The organism is Neorhizobium sp. DAR64862/K0K3 (assembly GCF_050500185.1).
GTDB classification, from domain to species: Bacteria; Pseudomonadota; Alphaproteobacteria; order Rhizobiales; family Rhizobiaceae; genus Neorhizobium; species Neorhizobium soli.
In genome coordinates, this window is sequence record NZ_CP191452.1 from 39,628 (window position 1) to 54,111 (window position 14,484).

Genomic DNA, 14,484 nt, shown 5'->3' on the forward strand with positions numbered 1-14,484 from the left:
CGGTGAGTCGGATCTACTCGTACGTCGTCGAACATGACCTCGGGTTCGCACCAAACCCGTTTTGGGGTATATGCACGCTTGCCAACTGCAAGCCGATCATCCGAAAGCATGCGAGCGCGGGCGACCTCATCATTGGGACGGGGTCGGCCGACCTGCAGGCGAGCGACCGTCTGGTCTACTGGATGCGAATAGAGGAAATTGTAGCCTTTGACGGCTATTGGTCTGAACCGCGCTTTGCACGCAAGAAGCCGAACATGAACGGCAGCTTGATGCATCGCTATGGCGACAACATCTACCATACCGGTGACGATGGTACGTTTCAGCAGCTCGATTCTTTCCATAGCGAAGATGATGGAAGCCTAAGTGTCGCGAACCGAATGCGAGACACTGGGACCACTGAGAAAGTTCTGTTAGCAACGGACTTCGCATATTTCGGCAAGTCCGCGGCCTATATTCCCGAACACATGCAATTTCTGATCAAGAAAGGCCCAGGGCACAAATGCCGATTTTCTGACGAACAGCGTGACAAGATAGAGGCTTGGCTTGCAACATTGCCAGAGCGCGGGTATCTCGGAGAACCCGGCCATTGGTGATGCCGAAGCGTTTCTCTTTGATGGCTAGGATTGAGCGACCTCTGTACAGCCCAACGGCTTGTGTGACTGCCAAGCAACACTGCGGCTAAGTTCGGCTCATCCGATTCCGTACAGTCCAATCATCTGGCAATCTACCTGGACGGGGGATTTGCAATGGATGGATCGACTTTATCACTAAACGACTATCAAGACCTGGCAACTAAGACTGATCGAACGCGCCGGAAGTCCGGAAATCTGAGCCTGCCCATCCTTGGTCTATTCGGTGAAACCGGCAGCCTGCTCAGTGAAGTAAAAAAGAAGCAGCGAGACGCCAAGGCCTACGATTCCTACGAGAGCGGCGTGATTGAGGAGTTCGGAGATGCGCTTTGGTATCTGGCCGTTATTGCAGCCCACGCGAATATCCGCTTTGCCGATATCGCCAGCGAATCCGCCGGTCGCCAACACGGAACGCTCCTCTTCATAAATCTGCAGCCGCAGCAAACGCTGAACCTCGCCGCGCCCACGACCGAATTTGCGCGGACTCTTTTGAAGCTCGCAAACTCGGTCGGCAACCTTGCCAATAGTGATGGCGAAGCACCGTCGGGCAGTGACTTGGCTGGCTTGTCAGAAAAGCTGAAGATCATATTCCGAAACCTGGTGGATGCGGCTAACGAGGCAGGCGTGATATTGGGGGACGCAGCCGTTCATAATCTGCAGAAGGCGCAAGATCGCTGGCCAACAGATCGCACCCCCCCTCCTCTGTTCGATCTCGACTTTCCTCCCGAGGAACAGCTACCGCGGAAACTCGAGATCGAAATTTTCGAACGCTACTCAGGCTCCAAGCAGTTCGTCTACCAGCGCTGCAACGGCGTTAACATCGGTGACCGTCTGACTGACAATAGTGTGGTCGAAGACTTTTACCGCTTTCATGACGCCTTTCACTATGCTTACGCAGCCATCCTTGGCTGGTCGCCGGTGACTCGCGCACTGCTAAAGCTTAAAAGGAAGAGCAAAACTAAGGTCGACGATGGAGAAGACGGTGCGCGCGCGATTATTCTTGAGGAGGGCGTGGCAGCCTACGTTTTCGCAAGAGCAAAGGAACATCACTTTTTTGAGGGCCGCGACGAAATTGACTTCAATCTATTGAAGACCGTCCGGAGTTTCGTTCAAGGGTTCGAGGCCGAGAAATGCCCCCTTTGGCTTTGGGAAGAGGCTATCCTGAAAGGTAACATGGCCTATCGGTTTCTGCGCCAGCATCGGCGCGGACGCCTCATCCTTGATCTGGACAAACGTGATATGATCGTGCAGGAGCTTGTGCCATGAAGTCAGCTCGATTTGTAGAAGAACTTGCGTCGTTCCATTTTGAGAACGCCTTTAATCCGTACGCAGACACCTGCCCGGATTTCGATGCTGCGGACGCACCCGCTGTTCGCAGGCGCAATCTGGAGGCCGTTTTGGACGCAGCGATCGAAAAAGGCGTAGATTCCTTTTGGATCGCCCGTGATCTTGGGTATCGTGGTGGGCGTAGAACAGGGCTCGCGCTGACGGACGAAGCACATTTGGACTCCCATGCTCAGTTGTTGGGAACGCAGCCGCTGGGTAGAGCAACAAAAGGGCCGCCAGTCGCGGAGCGCACAGCGACGGTTATTTGGCAGATGCTACGGTCGATCGAGCGGCCTATCTTCCTCTGGAACGTTTTCCCTTTCCACCCTCACGGGCCAGGCGAGCCGATGACGAACAGATGTCATACACGCAAGGAGCGTTTAGCCTGCAAACCAATCCTCCATGCGTTGATTGAAACCTTAAAACCCAAACATCTTGTTTCGATCGGGCGCGATGCTCAGGCTGCACTTGCTGATCTGGGTCTGGAAGCCACTGCGGTTCGCCACCCAAGCTACGGTGGTCAGAGCGAGTTCATTGGTGGACTTGAAGAATTCTACCACGTTCGAGCAAAGCCGGCACTGGAACGTCAACTCCATCTGCTTTGACGCTGCTTGGGCAACACGCCCTCCCCCTTTTAAAAATCAGAGCAAGCGGAGGTATTGAGGGCCATACCTCCCGCTAAAGCGCCCCCCACGCTCGAAACCTCCCCCTCCCGGTCATCTCCCTTAAGCCCAGCTCCAAAACAATCCGCCGCGCCGCCTGCGGCGTGACCTCGAGCGTCTTCGCCACCATCCCGGCCGATACTAGCGGTTTTGCCATCACCAGTTCGACCAGCTCCGGCAACTTTGACGACGTCCGTCGCCCCTCCAGCTTCCGCTCCATCATCGTTCTCGTCAGAGCCAGCCGGTCATGTTCTTTCAGCCCGATCTCGGCGGCTGCGATCAGCCCGTGAGCAATGGAGAGCAACCGGGTTTCACGATCACGATGCCGGCGCCGATCGACGGGTATGGTTTTCAGGCCGAAATTGATGGTGGCGAGATGGGCGCCGGTGGTGATGCCTGACTGACGCAGGATCGCGGCGGCCAACAGCCGACCGAGCCAGGGCGCATGCTGCAGCACCGACAACTCGTTCCAGGCATCGAGGGCAATGATCGCCTGCAGCACCGTCGGCAGGCTTTCGGCCTGCCGCAGCACCGTGCGCCATTCCTCCAGCCGCGCGTCCTCGTCCCAGTCGAGATCATAGATCATCGGATTTTGTTCGGCAGCCCGGCCGGGCTTCTTGGCTTGTTCAATGGCCGCCTCCGATCGGGCGAGCACCGCGTCGATGGCGGCATAGTCGATGCCCGGAAGATTATCGACGCCTTCATCATCATCCTCCGCCTTCCCTACCGGCACGGCCATGACGGCGCGGCTGGCGCCGACCGCCTTCGTCTCATCAGCCCCGGCCGGCGTGATATACGCGGTTTTTCTCAGCGTCCGCAAACCGTCGGCGGACAGCGCCCAGTCCGGTGACTGGGCCGCAACGCGTCGGCGGGTGCGCAGCACGTCGCGGGCGATTGTCAGCTCATGGGTCGGTGGGCGAATATCCTTCGTGGCGTCGTGGAGGACGAGGTCTTCGAGATGGACGAGTTCGCCGTCGATCCACAGCGAGGCACAGGCGTCGGTGAAGTGAGACCGCTGGATCCATCCCTGCCCGACTGGCGAACGAGCGATGCGCTCGTCCAGACGCGTGAGCGCGACACCGGCGTCGAAAGCCGGTCGCATCAGGGCTGTCATGCTGATTTTCGCGAGATCATAAGCCATTGAAATCATGGTAAATGATTTCCTAAACGAACTCTATCTAAATGTTGTGGTTCCTCACATGGTATGATTGTGGGTTGGGCGTCTAACCATCGATAAGTATCCCTTATCGATGGTTATTGATTTCGAGTCGCAAATCAGAAAAGGTCGTGTCATTGGACGGCCACGGCGCCGTCTCGAAGCACCGTTTTGGAGCCACGCTTGCCATCTTCAAGCCAAACGTCACTGGTTGATCGCCGCGCCGAAGAGCTCGACACAATCGCCGCTGTCCTGCCGATGGAGCGGCGCGACGAACTCGCCGAGCTGCTGACCGACCAGGACATCCAAACCCTCAAGCATCTGGTCAACGAGGGCATGGGCGAAAACACCCTGCGGGCACTGACGTCCGATCTTGCCTATCTGCAGGCCTGGTCGCTGGCGGCGACCGGCGCCTCCCTCCCCTGGCCGGCACCAGAAGCGCTTCTCCTGAAATTCGTCGCCCATCATCTGTGGGATGCGGAAAAACGTGTGACGGATCCCGACCACGGCATGCCGGCCGCCGTCGACCAGAACCTGCGCGACCAAGGCTTTCTGAAATCACTCGGCCCGCATGCACCCGACACCGTGCGCCGCCGGCTGGCAACCTGGTCGACGCTCACCAAATGGCGCGGGCTGACCGGTCTCTTCACCTCCCCTGCCCTCAAATCGGCGATCCGTCTGGCCGTGCGCGCGGTCCCGCGGACCCATCGTCGCAAGAGCGCCAAGGCGGTCACATCAGATGTGCTGGCAAAGCTTTTGGCGACCTGCGCGACCGACAGCCTGCGCGATGTCCGTGATCGTGCAATCCTGATGGTGGCCTTTGCCTCCGGTGGTCGCCGGCGCAGCGAGATTTCCAGCCTGCGCGTCGAACAGATCAGCGTCGAGCCGCCGATCAAAACGGACAGCGGCCCTCCCCTCCCCTCGCGTGCTATCCATCTCGGCCGCACCAAAACCTCCGGCGCCGATCACGACGAAATCGTCTATCTTACCGGCCGGCCTGTCGAGGCGCTCGATGCCTGGCTCACGGCTGCAAACATCGCGAGCGGCTCGGTGTTTCGGAAGGTCGATCGCTGGGGCAATGTGTCGAAGCGGGCGCTGGAGCCAGGGGCGGTTAATGCAGTTGTCAAACACCGAGCGCAGATGGCCGGCTTAGCGCCGTCGGAATTCTCGGCTCACGGCTTAAGATCCGGATATCTGACCGAGGCGGCTAACCGCGGAATCCCCCTCCCCGAGGCCATGGAGCAATCACGGCACCGCTCAGTGCAGCAGGCTTCGAGCTATTACAACAGCGCGACGCGGAGAAGTGGCCGGGCAGCAAGACTGTTGTGAACTGCGGCAAACAAAGTTTCCCGCTCCGTGTCGTCACGTTAACGCTCGTATTTGTTACAGTCAGTGTGGCGGCCGGGAGAAACAGATAGCGCGTCACATAACCCGTGTTGTTTTCTACTAATGTAAACCTATCTCGATTTAGATTTAATGACAATGTAGCTCACTGAGAGGGGAGAAAGGCGCGCTGCCCTCTCTCCCCCACAAGCACTAAACCGGTTTCCCCATGCTTCAGCCTGCGGCTTGCAGCACCGGTCCGATTTTCTACAAAAAATCCGACGCGGCCCTTCGGGTGGGTGATCCCCCTCCGGTTTAGCGCTTGTCCCCCTCTCTCCAGCTGTTCCGCACGAGCTCGGGAGCAGGACCAGGTCCTGCCTTCCCTTCGATTTGGGAGGTCAAACGGCTTCGGCTGGTTTTGTGGATAGAGGTGAGATGATGAAACAGGGAATGGAAGACGGTTCGCTCTTCGAGAAAATGGAACGCCACATCGCGGCTCAGATGGCGACGGCTAAGACGGTGAGAGAATGGGACGAAAAGCGAGCGACCGAGCCCGTAAGTCCTGTGATTTATGCCGGGGCTTTGGCTGCTGCATCGAAGGAAGATGAGGCGGCACGACTATCGATCGTCATGCACAAGCCAGCCGACCGAAACGAATCCGACCGCAAACTCGAATATTTAGCTGCCTATATCCTGACAACGCAGGCAGCTTTGGATCCCAAAGAGATGGAAGTGATTCAGACAGAGGCGGACAACCTCACTGTTTGAGTTGGCCTGATAGCTGCTAATATCCGTTCGCAACCCAATCGCCTGAAGCGGTTTTCGAATATCCAATAACGCGATCGAGAGGTTGGGCGGACGGGGTAAACTTGATGGACGTAAGACAAGACACTCCCGGCCCGGCTGGATTCTGGTCGCACTCGCCAAGTCGTATTGAGATACGGTCCTCAGATCCGCGAGTTCGCATCGGATTGGAGGAGTAGGCTCGGCGGTATGCCGCCAAGGCCTCTTCTTCGCTCGGGGTCTCCAAGGCCGGGGCTACAAACTCGCGCGGCAGAAGAGACGGATCAGCTTCTATGGCTGCTACAATTTCTTCATGCGTGGGTGCGCGAACTTGCGGATCTGGCTGCGGCATCAAAACGTAAGTTGCGCCGGAGCCGGCAGCAATGCCAACTCCGGTAGCGATTACGAGTAGAATGTTCTGGTTCATGGCGCTGGCCTCATAGATTGAGGTTGAACCAATGACGTTCCTTCACGCCTTTGTCGTTCGGGATATCGAAGTAATAGGGGTCAGCCCTCATTGGCCTTGGCTGCGTGATGACAACTTGGCAGCTGTTGCCAAAGCCGTTGTCATTGTTTGAATTAAGTTCGCGGATTGTGATGCCGGCCTGCTGGTTCGCGCGTTCGTTCCCGTAGAGCGTCCGGAAAGCGCCGCGGTTGCTGCACTGGTTGACCGTCTTTGTGCATACATTCGCCTCGCCACCGCCAAAGAGGGAGTCGTTGTCGCGGCCAGACGATGCCCGCCCGGCCTGAAAACCGGCAGGGCAATCTTCAAAAGGTTGATGGCCGGGTTTCCCGGCTTTAGCTTCTTCGCAGATCGGCCACGAAAAGCCGGGCTTCTTCATAGCCGAAATCAATTTCTGCATCGGCGGCACGCAGTACCCAACCCCCTGCCATGAAGGGTTTTTGGACGCTGCGCAAAGGAGGATCTGGCACCCCCAAGACGCATCTTGCGCCCTTGCGGCAGGTGTCATGGCAAAAGCCGCAACACCTGCGGCGACAAAATACAGAGCTTTCATTAGCTTTCCCTCTCTCATTCGTTCACTGCGGAATTGGCCGGTGTGAGATCTTGGCTTCTATCGCGTGGGGGTCTGTTCGGTCGGAGGCCGCATAAATGACGGCGGCGATCAACGAGAATGCTGCAAACCAGAGGATACCGACGCGGTAGAGGAGGGGGCGGTTTGGGATATCCCGGCAAACCGCCGCAAATGCAAAAAAGCCGACAAGATAGCTGTCGAAAGCGAGATGACGCTCGGCCTGGAATAAGGCTGAGGCCACGAGGAGGACCAAAGCGCAGGGGGCGTGGATCCACCACAAACGTTCGCAGGGCACGATCAGGGCGAGCGAAAGGGGAATGGCAACCAATAGCGCCGCCATCGGATCGATAGCGAACGATGTCGCGATATGTGCGATATCCGGCAACTATCGATCTGTCCTCTTAGGTTTGTTGCGTGCGTCAGCAAACGGCGGCGAGATTTCGCTTTTTCGTTCTGCCAAAAGGTTGAAATCCGCCAGAGGTCGCCGCTCAAGGGTCTTATCAACCGCTTTGCGCCGCCATTCGTTCATGTCGAGCACGTAGGTGCCCCACATTCCATAACGGGCGGCCATGGCATCGTGCTGATAGGAAAGGTACTGTTGGTTGGCGTAGGGGGAATCCACTCGCGCCCAGCCTACGCGCAGCATTTCCGTCGCCACGTCTCGGCCTTTGACCGTGCATTGAGCGAGAGGAATGCCATCATTCCCATACCCAAGCGTCGTGCAGACCGTCACCTTGTTGCCAATGGTTCGCTTCAACCAAGCTTTTGCAAGCGGGCCACAGGAAACCGGCATAGGCGCTTGGTTCTTTGTCCGGTCTACCCACTTGGGGTGGAGAGCCCATTGCGGGAGCTCGCATGCATCGATACTCGCGAGGCGGACCTTATAGCCACGTCCGAGAGAGCCATACCAAAGAGTGCGGCCGTCCAGAACGGTTACAACGCCTTTGAAGACCGGCAACCTGACGGGCGCGGAATCGACGGGTGGTGCAACGCGCCCCGAGTAGCGCGGGGTATAGTATTGTAGGTCGGCGGCCATTGAAGGTGTGGCAATCGCAGCGATAATGACGCCGAACAGGGGAATATGTTTCATTGCTCCGCCTTCCTGGCGCGCTGATTGGCTTCTCGGCTGAGGGTGATCGACGGGTGCTGGACGTCTTTGAACTGCCAGAGACCCGCCTTTTTCTGCTGGGCCATCTGTTCGGCCACAGAGTAGGGGACATGATATGGAAGTCCGTCGCTCTTCAATGCAGCAAACGCGTACCCACTGCTGACGAGAACCTGCCCTAGATCCAGCCGCTGGCTCCCAACGGTCGCGTAACAAATGACATACGAAATGTCGTTTGCCTTAGCGACTGGTGCGCAAATCGGCTGCGTGTCCTTGATATACGCGGCAAGAACAGCGAGGGACGCCTCGCCGCAATCGCGAGTGTTACCGTGCGCATCGGTATAATTGGTACCGCGCAAACATGACTGTATTCCATAGAGACGGAACCGCTCTCCATTGGATACCCATGTGTCCCCGGTCTCCAGCGTTATTCCGTCCGGCCTTAAATCGAAATAGCCCTCCGGGGCTGCGAGAGCCCAGGTAGGCATCAGTGCTGCCATGAGAAGGGCTATCCGCTTCATTGCGACTTTACCCGCGGATCGGCCCACATGCCGAAGTCGCCCTTTTTGCCGAGATTCTCGGCTTCCTGAAGATCAGGCCGCTCCACTGATCCATCAGGTTTTTTGGTGAGACGAAGAGCGCCTAGAGAAAGAAGCTGTTCCTCAAAATTATCGACCGAGTCCATGGCACCAGGGTAATTGTAGTACCCGTAGCACGTCGCATTCTGCATCGGCGCCCCCTGCTCGCTGACGAAGGCGCGGCAGAAAACGACTTTTGGGCTCTGCAACATGACCTGAAGCTGTTTAAGCGCATAGTCATCGCAGGTTCCGGCATAGTCTTCCGTCCGGTTGACCAAATCGCCCTTACACGGCTGGAGACCGTAGAGATGTACTGTCGTCTTATCGTCAATCTTGAAGTCGGTTCCGGAGACTGCCTTGAACCCTGAGGCTGTTGCATAGCCCTTCCGGTCAACGACCTTCCCATTGCCGTCATAATACTCGATCACCAAAGCCGTTTTACCGGGGGCGGCGAGCGACTTGACGTAATCCTTGTTGATCGCCGGCGCGGCAAAAGCTTGTGTTGCCATCGCGCAACTTGCGAGTGCGGTAATGATGGTTCGTATCATTTTCTAGCCCTAACCATCTTGGTACAACGGATTCCCTTGAGAAAGGGGGTTTAACACTGGCACAAAAACTTGTAAGTCTGAGCCAAATCGGTATCCTACAAGCATCAACTTAATCGGTTTTTTTCCTAATCACAACACCGTTTGGCAGGCGGAGGCGATGGAAAAAAGGGCTCGCATGGCAGGCTTTTCAGGCACCACCGTCCTTTTTGGGACAGCTCTCGTTACGCTGTGGTCGGCCAACTGCGCATATGCCCAAGACGCTGTAAGAAATACCAGAATAGCTAGTGCATACAACGAAACCGAAGCGTCTGAAACGCCGTCGCTCGCGACTAATTTCGCGGAAAGATGGGCCGGTGAGCCTGTTGCAGCCAAAGAATTTGTCTTGGGCGCTGATGGTGTAGTGAAGGGCGCGAACCAGCAGAAAAACACGACCGAAGCGGCGGCTTTGCCGAGTACCAAAATTGGCGCAGGAAACTCCCCATATGTGGATGCATCGGAATCAACGGTAGACTCTCCGACTGCTACTCGTGCGACCGGTTCACTTAGCCAAATCGGCGCAGGAAACGTGTTAGCTTCGCCCGTAATGGGGGCAAAAGAGTGTGGCGCATCTCCGATGACGCCGGACGAGATCAAAGCTTTGGTTGTAGAGACCGCGCGCCGCCATCAGGTTGATGAGGGGTTTGCTGTGGCAATCACTTGGGCCGAAAGCAGGTTTGACGTGGTTCGCAACTCTCCCAAAGGAGCTCGTGGCCCCATGCAGCTTATCCCCGATACCGCAACGAGGTTCGGCGTCGTTGATATCTGCGATCCACGGCAGAACATCGAGGGTGGCATCAAGTATCTCCGGTTTCTGCTCGATGAGTTTCAAAATCCTCTGCTCGTAGCCGCTGCATACAACAGCGGCGAGAACCGGATCTACGAATATGGCGGCGTTCCGCCCTTTCAGGAGACGGTCGGATACGTAGCAAAAGTCCTCAATTTTCAGCTTGGTCTTCCGATGCCTGCGGGCAAGCGGAAGGCCGGAAATGTCGTCCGTGAGGCAGCGGCGACGAATACGGCCAACGGTAGCGGGGTAATTGCCGTTGAGAAAACCGGCAAGTTTGTCGGCGGCGTGATGCACTTCTAAGGAGAGAGTCAGATGAAAAAGGTGAAGTTGGGTCAATCCCAAGCGGTTAAGGTGATCGCGCTTCTTGGCGTGGTCGCGGCGGTGCAGATCGTCGGCGCGGAGTTGGCGTTTGCCCAAGGCGCAGGCGGCGGAGGCAGTGGTGCTTTCGGCCCTATCCAGACCGCCGTGCAGATGATCGTGGATTTCATCACTGGCCCATTTGGCCGGTTGTTGGCGATCATTGCCGTTATCGCCCTGGGCTTCATGGCATTTGCCGGTCGTTTGTCTTGGTTTACAGCCGGCGCGGTCGTTATTGGTATCGGCCTCGTCTTCGGCGCTCCGGCCATTGTTGATCAGATGATCTCTTCGGTGGGCGGGCAGTAAGTTGAGCGAGTTCTCGGATGAGAAGCCGGCGCTCACGCCTTTGGTGATCGGTCTGACCCGATCACCAACCCTATGGGGCGTGCCATACATGGCGGTGGTGCTGATCATCGGCCTCACCATCATCGGATGGCTTGCGTCGAACCATCTCGCGGCACTTCTGCTCGCGCCTGTGGGCTATCTCGTCCTTTTCTCGCTTTGCACATGGGACGCGAAAATTCTCGACGTGCTTCAGGTTTCGTCACGCAAGACACCCCGCACTCCCAATAAGCGCTTTTGGGGCACCAACTCGTACGGACCATAATCATGCTGAAAGTCGTCAAAGAAGAGCTAGGATTTGGAAAGGTCGCCGGAAACGAGCGGCCTATGTCCGTTCATATTCCCTACATGCGGCATGTCTCGGACACGGTGATAGGTCTCGAGAATGGATCACTCGCCAGTGTCATCAAGCTCGACGGCTTGTTTTTCCAGACCGAAGACCAGGCCGAATTGAATATGCGATCAGTCGTCCAGAACACGATGATACGCGCGCTCGGCTCAAGCCGGTTTTCCCTATGGTCAACCGTGATCCGTCGCGAGGTCGAGACCGAGATCGGCGGAACGTTTGATCAATCATTCTGCGACATCCTGAATACGCGATACATGGGTCAGCTTCGCAAGAAGCGCATGTTCACCAACGAGATCTACTTGACGATTGTCCGTTCGGGCATGCGCGGCGCGCTTGGTGTTGGCGACTCTCTCAAGCGGATTTTTACGCAGTCCAACAAGGACGCCAAAACACAAGCCACGCGCGAAGAGGTAACGGACCTAGAGGAACTGATCGGGAATATCGTCCGTGAACTGAGTAAATATGGAGCCCGCACGCTCGGCATAACCTATCGGAAGAAGTCCGATGATATTGCAAAGATCGAGGGGCAGGAGGAAGAGACCAAGGGCGAACCGTATTCCGAGCCCTGCGAATTTTTCGATTCTGTCCTCACGGGGAGTGTGTCTCGAAAGATGCGATTGCCGCGCATGGGCATTCGCAACTTCATTGGAACATCTCGTCTCCACTTCGCCAAGCGCGCCTTTCACGCGCAAGCCGCCGTGGACGAAGATTCGCGGTATGGCGCACTGCTGTCCATCAAGGAATACCCTCCTTTCACTGGACCTGGCATGTTGGACGGACTGTTACAGGTGAACCATGAGTTCATCCTGACGCAGTCGTTTACCCTTGCAGACAAGCCAATTGCGCAGGAGCGCATAACGCGCCTTCAGAGGCAAATCCGTGCCTCGGATGAAGCTGGGACGTCTGTAGAATCTGACATCAATTTTGCTCTCGACAGTATGCTGAATCAGGAAGCCGTGTTTGGCTTCCACCATTTTTCGCTACTTTGCATTTCCCGGGACCTCGAAGGCTTGAGCCGCTGCGTTTCGGAACTTGGTGCATGCCTCACGGACATGAATATCAACTGGCTGCGTGAAGATCTCAATCTTGAGGCAGCGTTTTGGGCGCAGTTGCCCGGTAACCATTCCTATATTGCTAGAAAGGCGATGCTCTCCAGCTCGAACTTCTCGGGCCTGTCATCAATGCACAATTTTGCCAGTGGTCAGGCGGAACGTACGCATTGGGGCCTTCCCATCACGATCCTTGAGACGACATCGCAGACGCCCTACTGGTTCAATTTCCACCGCCGCGATATCGGGCATTTTACCGTCACAGGACCGACCGGCTCGGGTAAAACTGTCGGTTTGAGTTTCCTGCTCGCGCAGGCCATGCGAGTTTCCCCAACACCCCGCGCCGTCTTTTTTGATAAGGACCGCGGAGCCGAAATCTTCGTTCGAGCCATCGGCGGATCTTACGAGATCCTTTCCCCGGGTACACCAACTGGATTCAATCCGCTCCAGTTGGAGAACACGGGACCAAACAGAGAATTTCTTCAGCGCCTTCTCAAGGCGATGCTCGGTGGACGTGATCGCCGCGACTTCACCCAGGAAGATGAAGATATCATAGAGCGCGCTGTGGTCCGCCTCATGGAAGAACCGGCACAACAGCGAAACCTCACCAACCTCGGCAACCTGCTTATGGGCCGTGCCCGTGCTGATGCCAATGACCTCTATTCTCGCCTTCGTCCTTGGACCGAGGGCGAAAAGGCTTGGCTCTTTAACGCTCCACACGATGTGCTGTCCTTCTCTGGCCGGACGGTGTTCGGCTTTGACATGACCAGTATTCTTGGGAACGAAGAACTGCGGACGCCCGCCCTCATGTATCTCTACCATCGGCTTGATGAACTGCTGGATGGCAATCCGGTCATGTTCTTCATGGACGAAGGCTGGCAGCTGCTCCTCGATGAAACTTTCAGCGCGTTCATTGTCGACAAAATGAAGACCATTCGTAAGCTCAACGGCATCGTGGGCTTTGGCACTCAATCGGCCGCCGACATTGCAAAGTCGAAGGTCTCTCACACGCTCATTGAGCAGTCTTCCACGAACATTCATTTCCCGAACCCGCGTGCAGACGAAGAGAGCTACATCAAGCGCTTCGGTCTCACGGTGAAGGAATACAACTTCATCAAGAACACCCCGCCCGAAAAGCGAACCTTCCTGATCAAGCACGGCAATGACTCAGTCATCGCCCGGCTCGACCTTTCGAGCATGCCCGATCTCGTCAAGGTCCTGTCCGGGCGCAAGGAGACGATCGAGGAGTGCGCCGCACTCCGCGAACAATATGGAGACGAGCCGGAAAACTGGTTGGCTAAATTTTGCGGATGGGAGAATGCTGAATGAGGAAAAGTCCCACTCTGGTGCTGCTTGCTACAGCCATGTCGATTGGCGCTCCAAGCGCAGCCTTTACGCAGGTTCCAATCACCGACGCCGCACTAACGGCGGACGACACGGTGAGGGAGAAAACAACCGACGACATCAAGGAAACAGACAAGAAACGCCACACTGTCAGCACCAGCGTCACTTGCTCGATGTACAAAAAAGGCAAGGGAGGCGACGCGCCGTCTGCCGCGCAAGCTAATCCGGAGATCGTCGGCCTCGTAAAGCGCGTTGCCCAGGAAGAGGGCGTAGACGAAACGCTGTTCATGGCTCTTGTCTATCAAGAGAGCCGCTTCAACCCCTGCGCAAAATCACCGGTAGGCGCGACGGGTCTATCGCAGCTTATGCCAGGAACCGCAAAGGACCTCGGCGTTGACCCAAACAACATGGAAGACAACCTTCGGGGCGGCGCGCGGTATCTCAAGCAACAGCTGAAGCGTTTCAACGGGAATACGAACCTCGCTCTGGCCGCTTACAATGCTGGCCCTGGCAACGTGCAGAAGTATGGCGGCATCCCACCATTCAAAGAAACCCAAGGCTATGTCGCGAGCATCACGAAACAATGGATGCCGCAGTTTGGCGGGTCGGATACCTCAAACATTCCGATGAACTATGGAGGAGGCAGCACAGCCTTCTCGGGTGCTCGTGACAGCTCGATGAACGCTATGGCAACGAGCCAGTCCATCACGGAAAGCAGTGGCAATGTCAGTTCGTGGTTGCAGCAGCTCGGGCAGATGCAGACGGGCACGATCCAAGACAGCTGGGACCAGAACTCAGGGGCGCGAAACGCGAATCTCGAAATGATGAATCAGGTCATTCGTCTTGGAGCGACAATGGCTGAACTCATGAACTCGAAGAACGCGCTGGATCTCGGTGAAAGATCCGGCTCGTCTCGCACGAGCTCGGTGAAGAAAAACGACGATAAAGACCCCGAAACGGTGAAGCTCTGTGACCCGGCGCTGAACGTGGAGTGGAACGAGAAGGAACAAGCTTGCGTCCAGAAGAGGGAACGGGCGTCCGAAATGAAACTGATGTTGAGTACACAATAAAGG

The 14,484-nt window shown here is 56.6% G+C and carries 16 protein-coding genes; 10 read left to right on the forward strand and 6 right to left on the reverse strand.

Annotation, left to right across the window (positions count from 1 at the left end; genetic code table 11):
- Positions 1–2: 2 nt before the first annotated feature.
- The 3 genes from ACQY1L_RS24725 to ACQY1L_RS24735 all read left to right on the forward strand — a co-directional run bounded on the left by ACQY1L_RS24725 (position 3) and on the right by ACQY1L_RS24735 (position 2,560).
- Positions 3–593, forward strand: a complete 591-nt coding sequence (locus ACQY1L_RS24725) for a hypothetical protein (RefSeq protein ID WP_430262241.1) — start codon at positions 3–5, stop codon at positions 591–593.
- Positions 594–746: 153 nt separating this feature from the next.
- Positions 747–1,895: a nucleoside triphosphate pyrophosphohydrolase family protein gene (locus ACQY1L_RS24730; protein ID WP_430262243.1), complete on the forward strand. Its 1,149-nt coding sequence runs from the start codon at positions 747–749 to the stop codon at positions 1,893–1,895.
- Positions 1,892–2,560 carry a uracil-DNA glycosylase gene (locus ACQY1L_RS24735; protein WP_430262245.1) on the forward strand — a complete coding sequence of 223 codons (669 nt, stop codon included), beginning with the start codon at positions 1,892–1,894 and terminating at the stop codon, positions 2,558–2,560. The genes ACQY1L_RS24730 and ACQY1L_RS24735 overlap by 4 nt, the downstream gene beginning before the upstream one ends.
- Before the next feature lie 73 nt (positions 2,561–2,633).
- Here ACQY1L_RS24735 and ACQY1L_RS24740 read toward each other — a convergent pair whose 3' ends face one another.
- A complete protein-coding gene (locus ACQY1L_RS24740; protein WP_430262247.1) occupies positions 2,634–3,767 on the reverse strand; it encodes an RHE_PE00001 family protein in 1,134 nt (377 codons plus the stop codon).
- Positions 3,768–3,956: 189 nt separating this feature from the next.
- Here ACQY1L_RS24740 and ACQY1L_RS24745 point away from each other — a divergent pair, with 189 nt between their 5' ends.
- Both ACQY1L_RS24745 and ACQY1L_RS24750 read left to right on the forward strand, forming a co-directional pair.
- The gene (locus tag ACQY1L_RS24745) at positions 3,957–5,102 is read left to right on the forward strand and encodes a site-specific integrase (protein WP_194287740.1); all 1,146 of its coding nucleotides are present in this window, start codon (positions 3,957–3,959) and stop codon (positions 5,100–5,102) included.
- Between the two features lie 429 nt (positions 5,103–5,531).
- On the forward strand, positions 5,532–5,864 hold the full coding sequence (locus ACQY1L_RS24750; protein ID WP_430262249.1) for a hypothetical protein: 333 nt from the start codon (positions 5,532–5,534) through the stop codon (positions 5,862–5,864).
- A 452-nt stretch (positions 5,865–6,316) separates the two neighbouring features.
- On the opposite strand, the gene ACQY1L_RS24755 is transcribed toward ACQY1L_RS24750, so the two are convergent.
- The 5 genes from ACQY1L_RS24755 to ACQY1L_RS24775 are packed head-to-tail and all read right to left on the reverse strand — an operon-like array spanning position 6,317 to position 9,144.
- The gene (locus ACQY1L_RS24755; protein ID WP_430246460.1) at positions 6,317–6,895 is read right to left on the reverse strand and encodes a hypothetical protein; all 579 of its coding nucleotides are present in this window, start codon (positions 6,893–6,895) and stop codon (positions 6,317–6,319) included.
- Positions 6,896–6,917: 22 nt separating this feature from the next.
- On the reverse strand, positions 6,918–7,298 hold the full coding sequence (locus tag ACQY1L_RS24760) for a hypothetical protein (RefSeq protein ID WP_153516904.1): 381 nt from the start codon (positions 7,296–7,298) through the stop codon (positions 6,918–6,920).
- Positions 7,299–8,003 carry a thermonuclease family protein gene (locus tag ACQY1L_RS24765; protein ID WP_153516903.1) on the reverse strand — a complete coding sequence of 235 codons (705 nt, stop codon included), beginning with the start codon at positions 8,001–8,003 and terminating at the stop codon, positions 7,299–7,301.
- The gene (locus ACQY1L_RS24770; protein WP_071207519.1) at positions 8,000–8,539 is read right to left on the reverse strand and encodes a thermonuclease family protein; all 540 of its coding nucleotides are present in this window, start codon (positions 8,537–8,539) and stop codon (positions 8,000–8,002) included. Before ACQY1L_RS24770 ends, ACQY1L_RS24765 begins: the two co-directional genes overlap by 4 nt.
- A complete protein-coding gene (locus tag ACQY1L_RS24775; protein WP_430262251.1) occupies positions 8,536–9,144 on the reverse strand; it encodes a hypothetical protein in 609 nt (202 codons plus the stop codon). The genes ACQY1L_RS24770 and ACQY1L_RS24775 overlap by 4 nt, the downstream gene beginning before the upstream one ends.
- Before the next feature lie 175 nt (positions 9,145–9,319).
- On the opposite strand from ACQY1L_RS24775, the gene ACQY1L_RS24780 reads away from it, so the two are divergent.
- Genes ACQY1L_RS24780 through ACQY1L_RS24800 form a run of 5 tightly spaced genes read left to right on the forward strand, consistent with a single transcriptional unit; the run spans position 9,320 to position 14,481 of the window.
- Positions 9,320–10,270 carry a lytic transglycosylase domain-containing protein gene (locus tag ACQY1L_RS24780; protein ID WP_430246456.1) on the forward strand — a complete coding sequence of 317 codons (951 nt, stop codon included), beginning with the start codon at positions 9,320–9,322 and terminating at the stop codon, positions 10,268–10,270.
- A gap of 12 nt (positions 10,271–10,282) precedes the next feature.
- A complete protein-coding gene (locus ACQY1L_RS24785) occupies positions 10,283–10,633 on the forward strand; it encodes a TrbC/VirB2 family protein (RefSeq protein WP_153516901.1) in 351 nt (116 codons plus the stop codon).
- A 1-nt stretch (position 10,634) separates the two neighbouring features.
- The gene (locus ACQY1L_RS24790) at positions 10,635–10,934 is read left to right on the forward strand and encodes a type IV secretion system protein VirB3 (protein WP_080517092.1); all 300 of its coding nucleotides are present in this window, start codon (positions 10,635–10,637) and stop codon (positions 10,932–10,934) included.
- 2 nt (positions 10,935–10,936) lie between these two features.
- Positions 10,937–13,396, forward strand: a complete 2,460-nt coding sequence (locus tag ACQY1L_RS24795; protein ID WP_430262160.1) for a VirB4 family type IV secretion/conjugal transfer ATPase — start codon at positions 10,937–10,939, stop codon at positions 13,394–13,396.
- Positions 13,393–14,481, forward strand: a complete 1,089-nt coding sequence (locus tag ACQY1L_RS24800; RefSeq protein WP_153516899.1) for a lytic transglycosylase domain-containing protein — start codon at positions 13,393–13,395, stop codon at positions 14,479–14,481. Before ACQY1L_RS24795 ends, ACQY1L_RS24800 begins: the two co-directional genes overlap by 4 nt.
- The last annotated feature ends 3 nt before the right edge of the window (positions 14,482–14,484 follow it).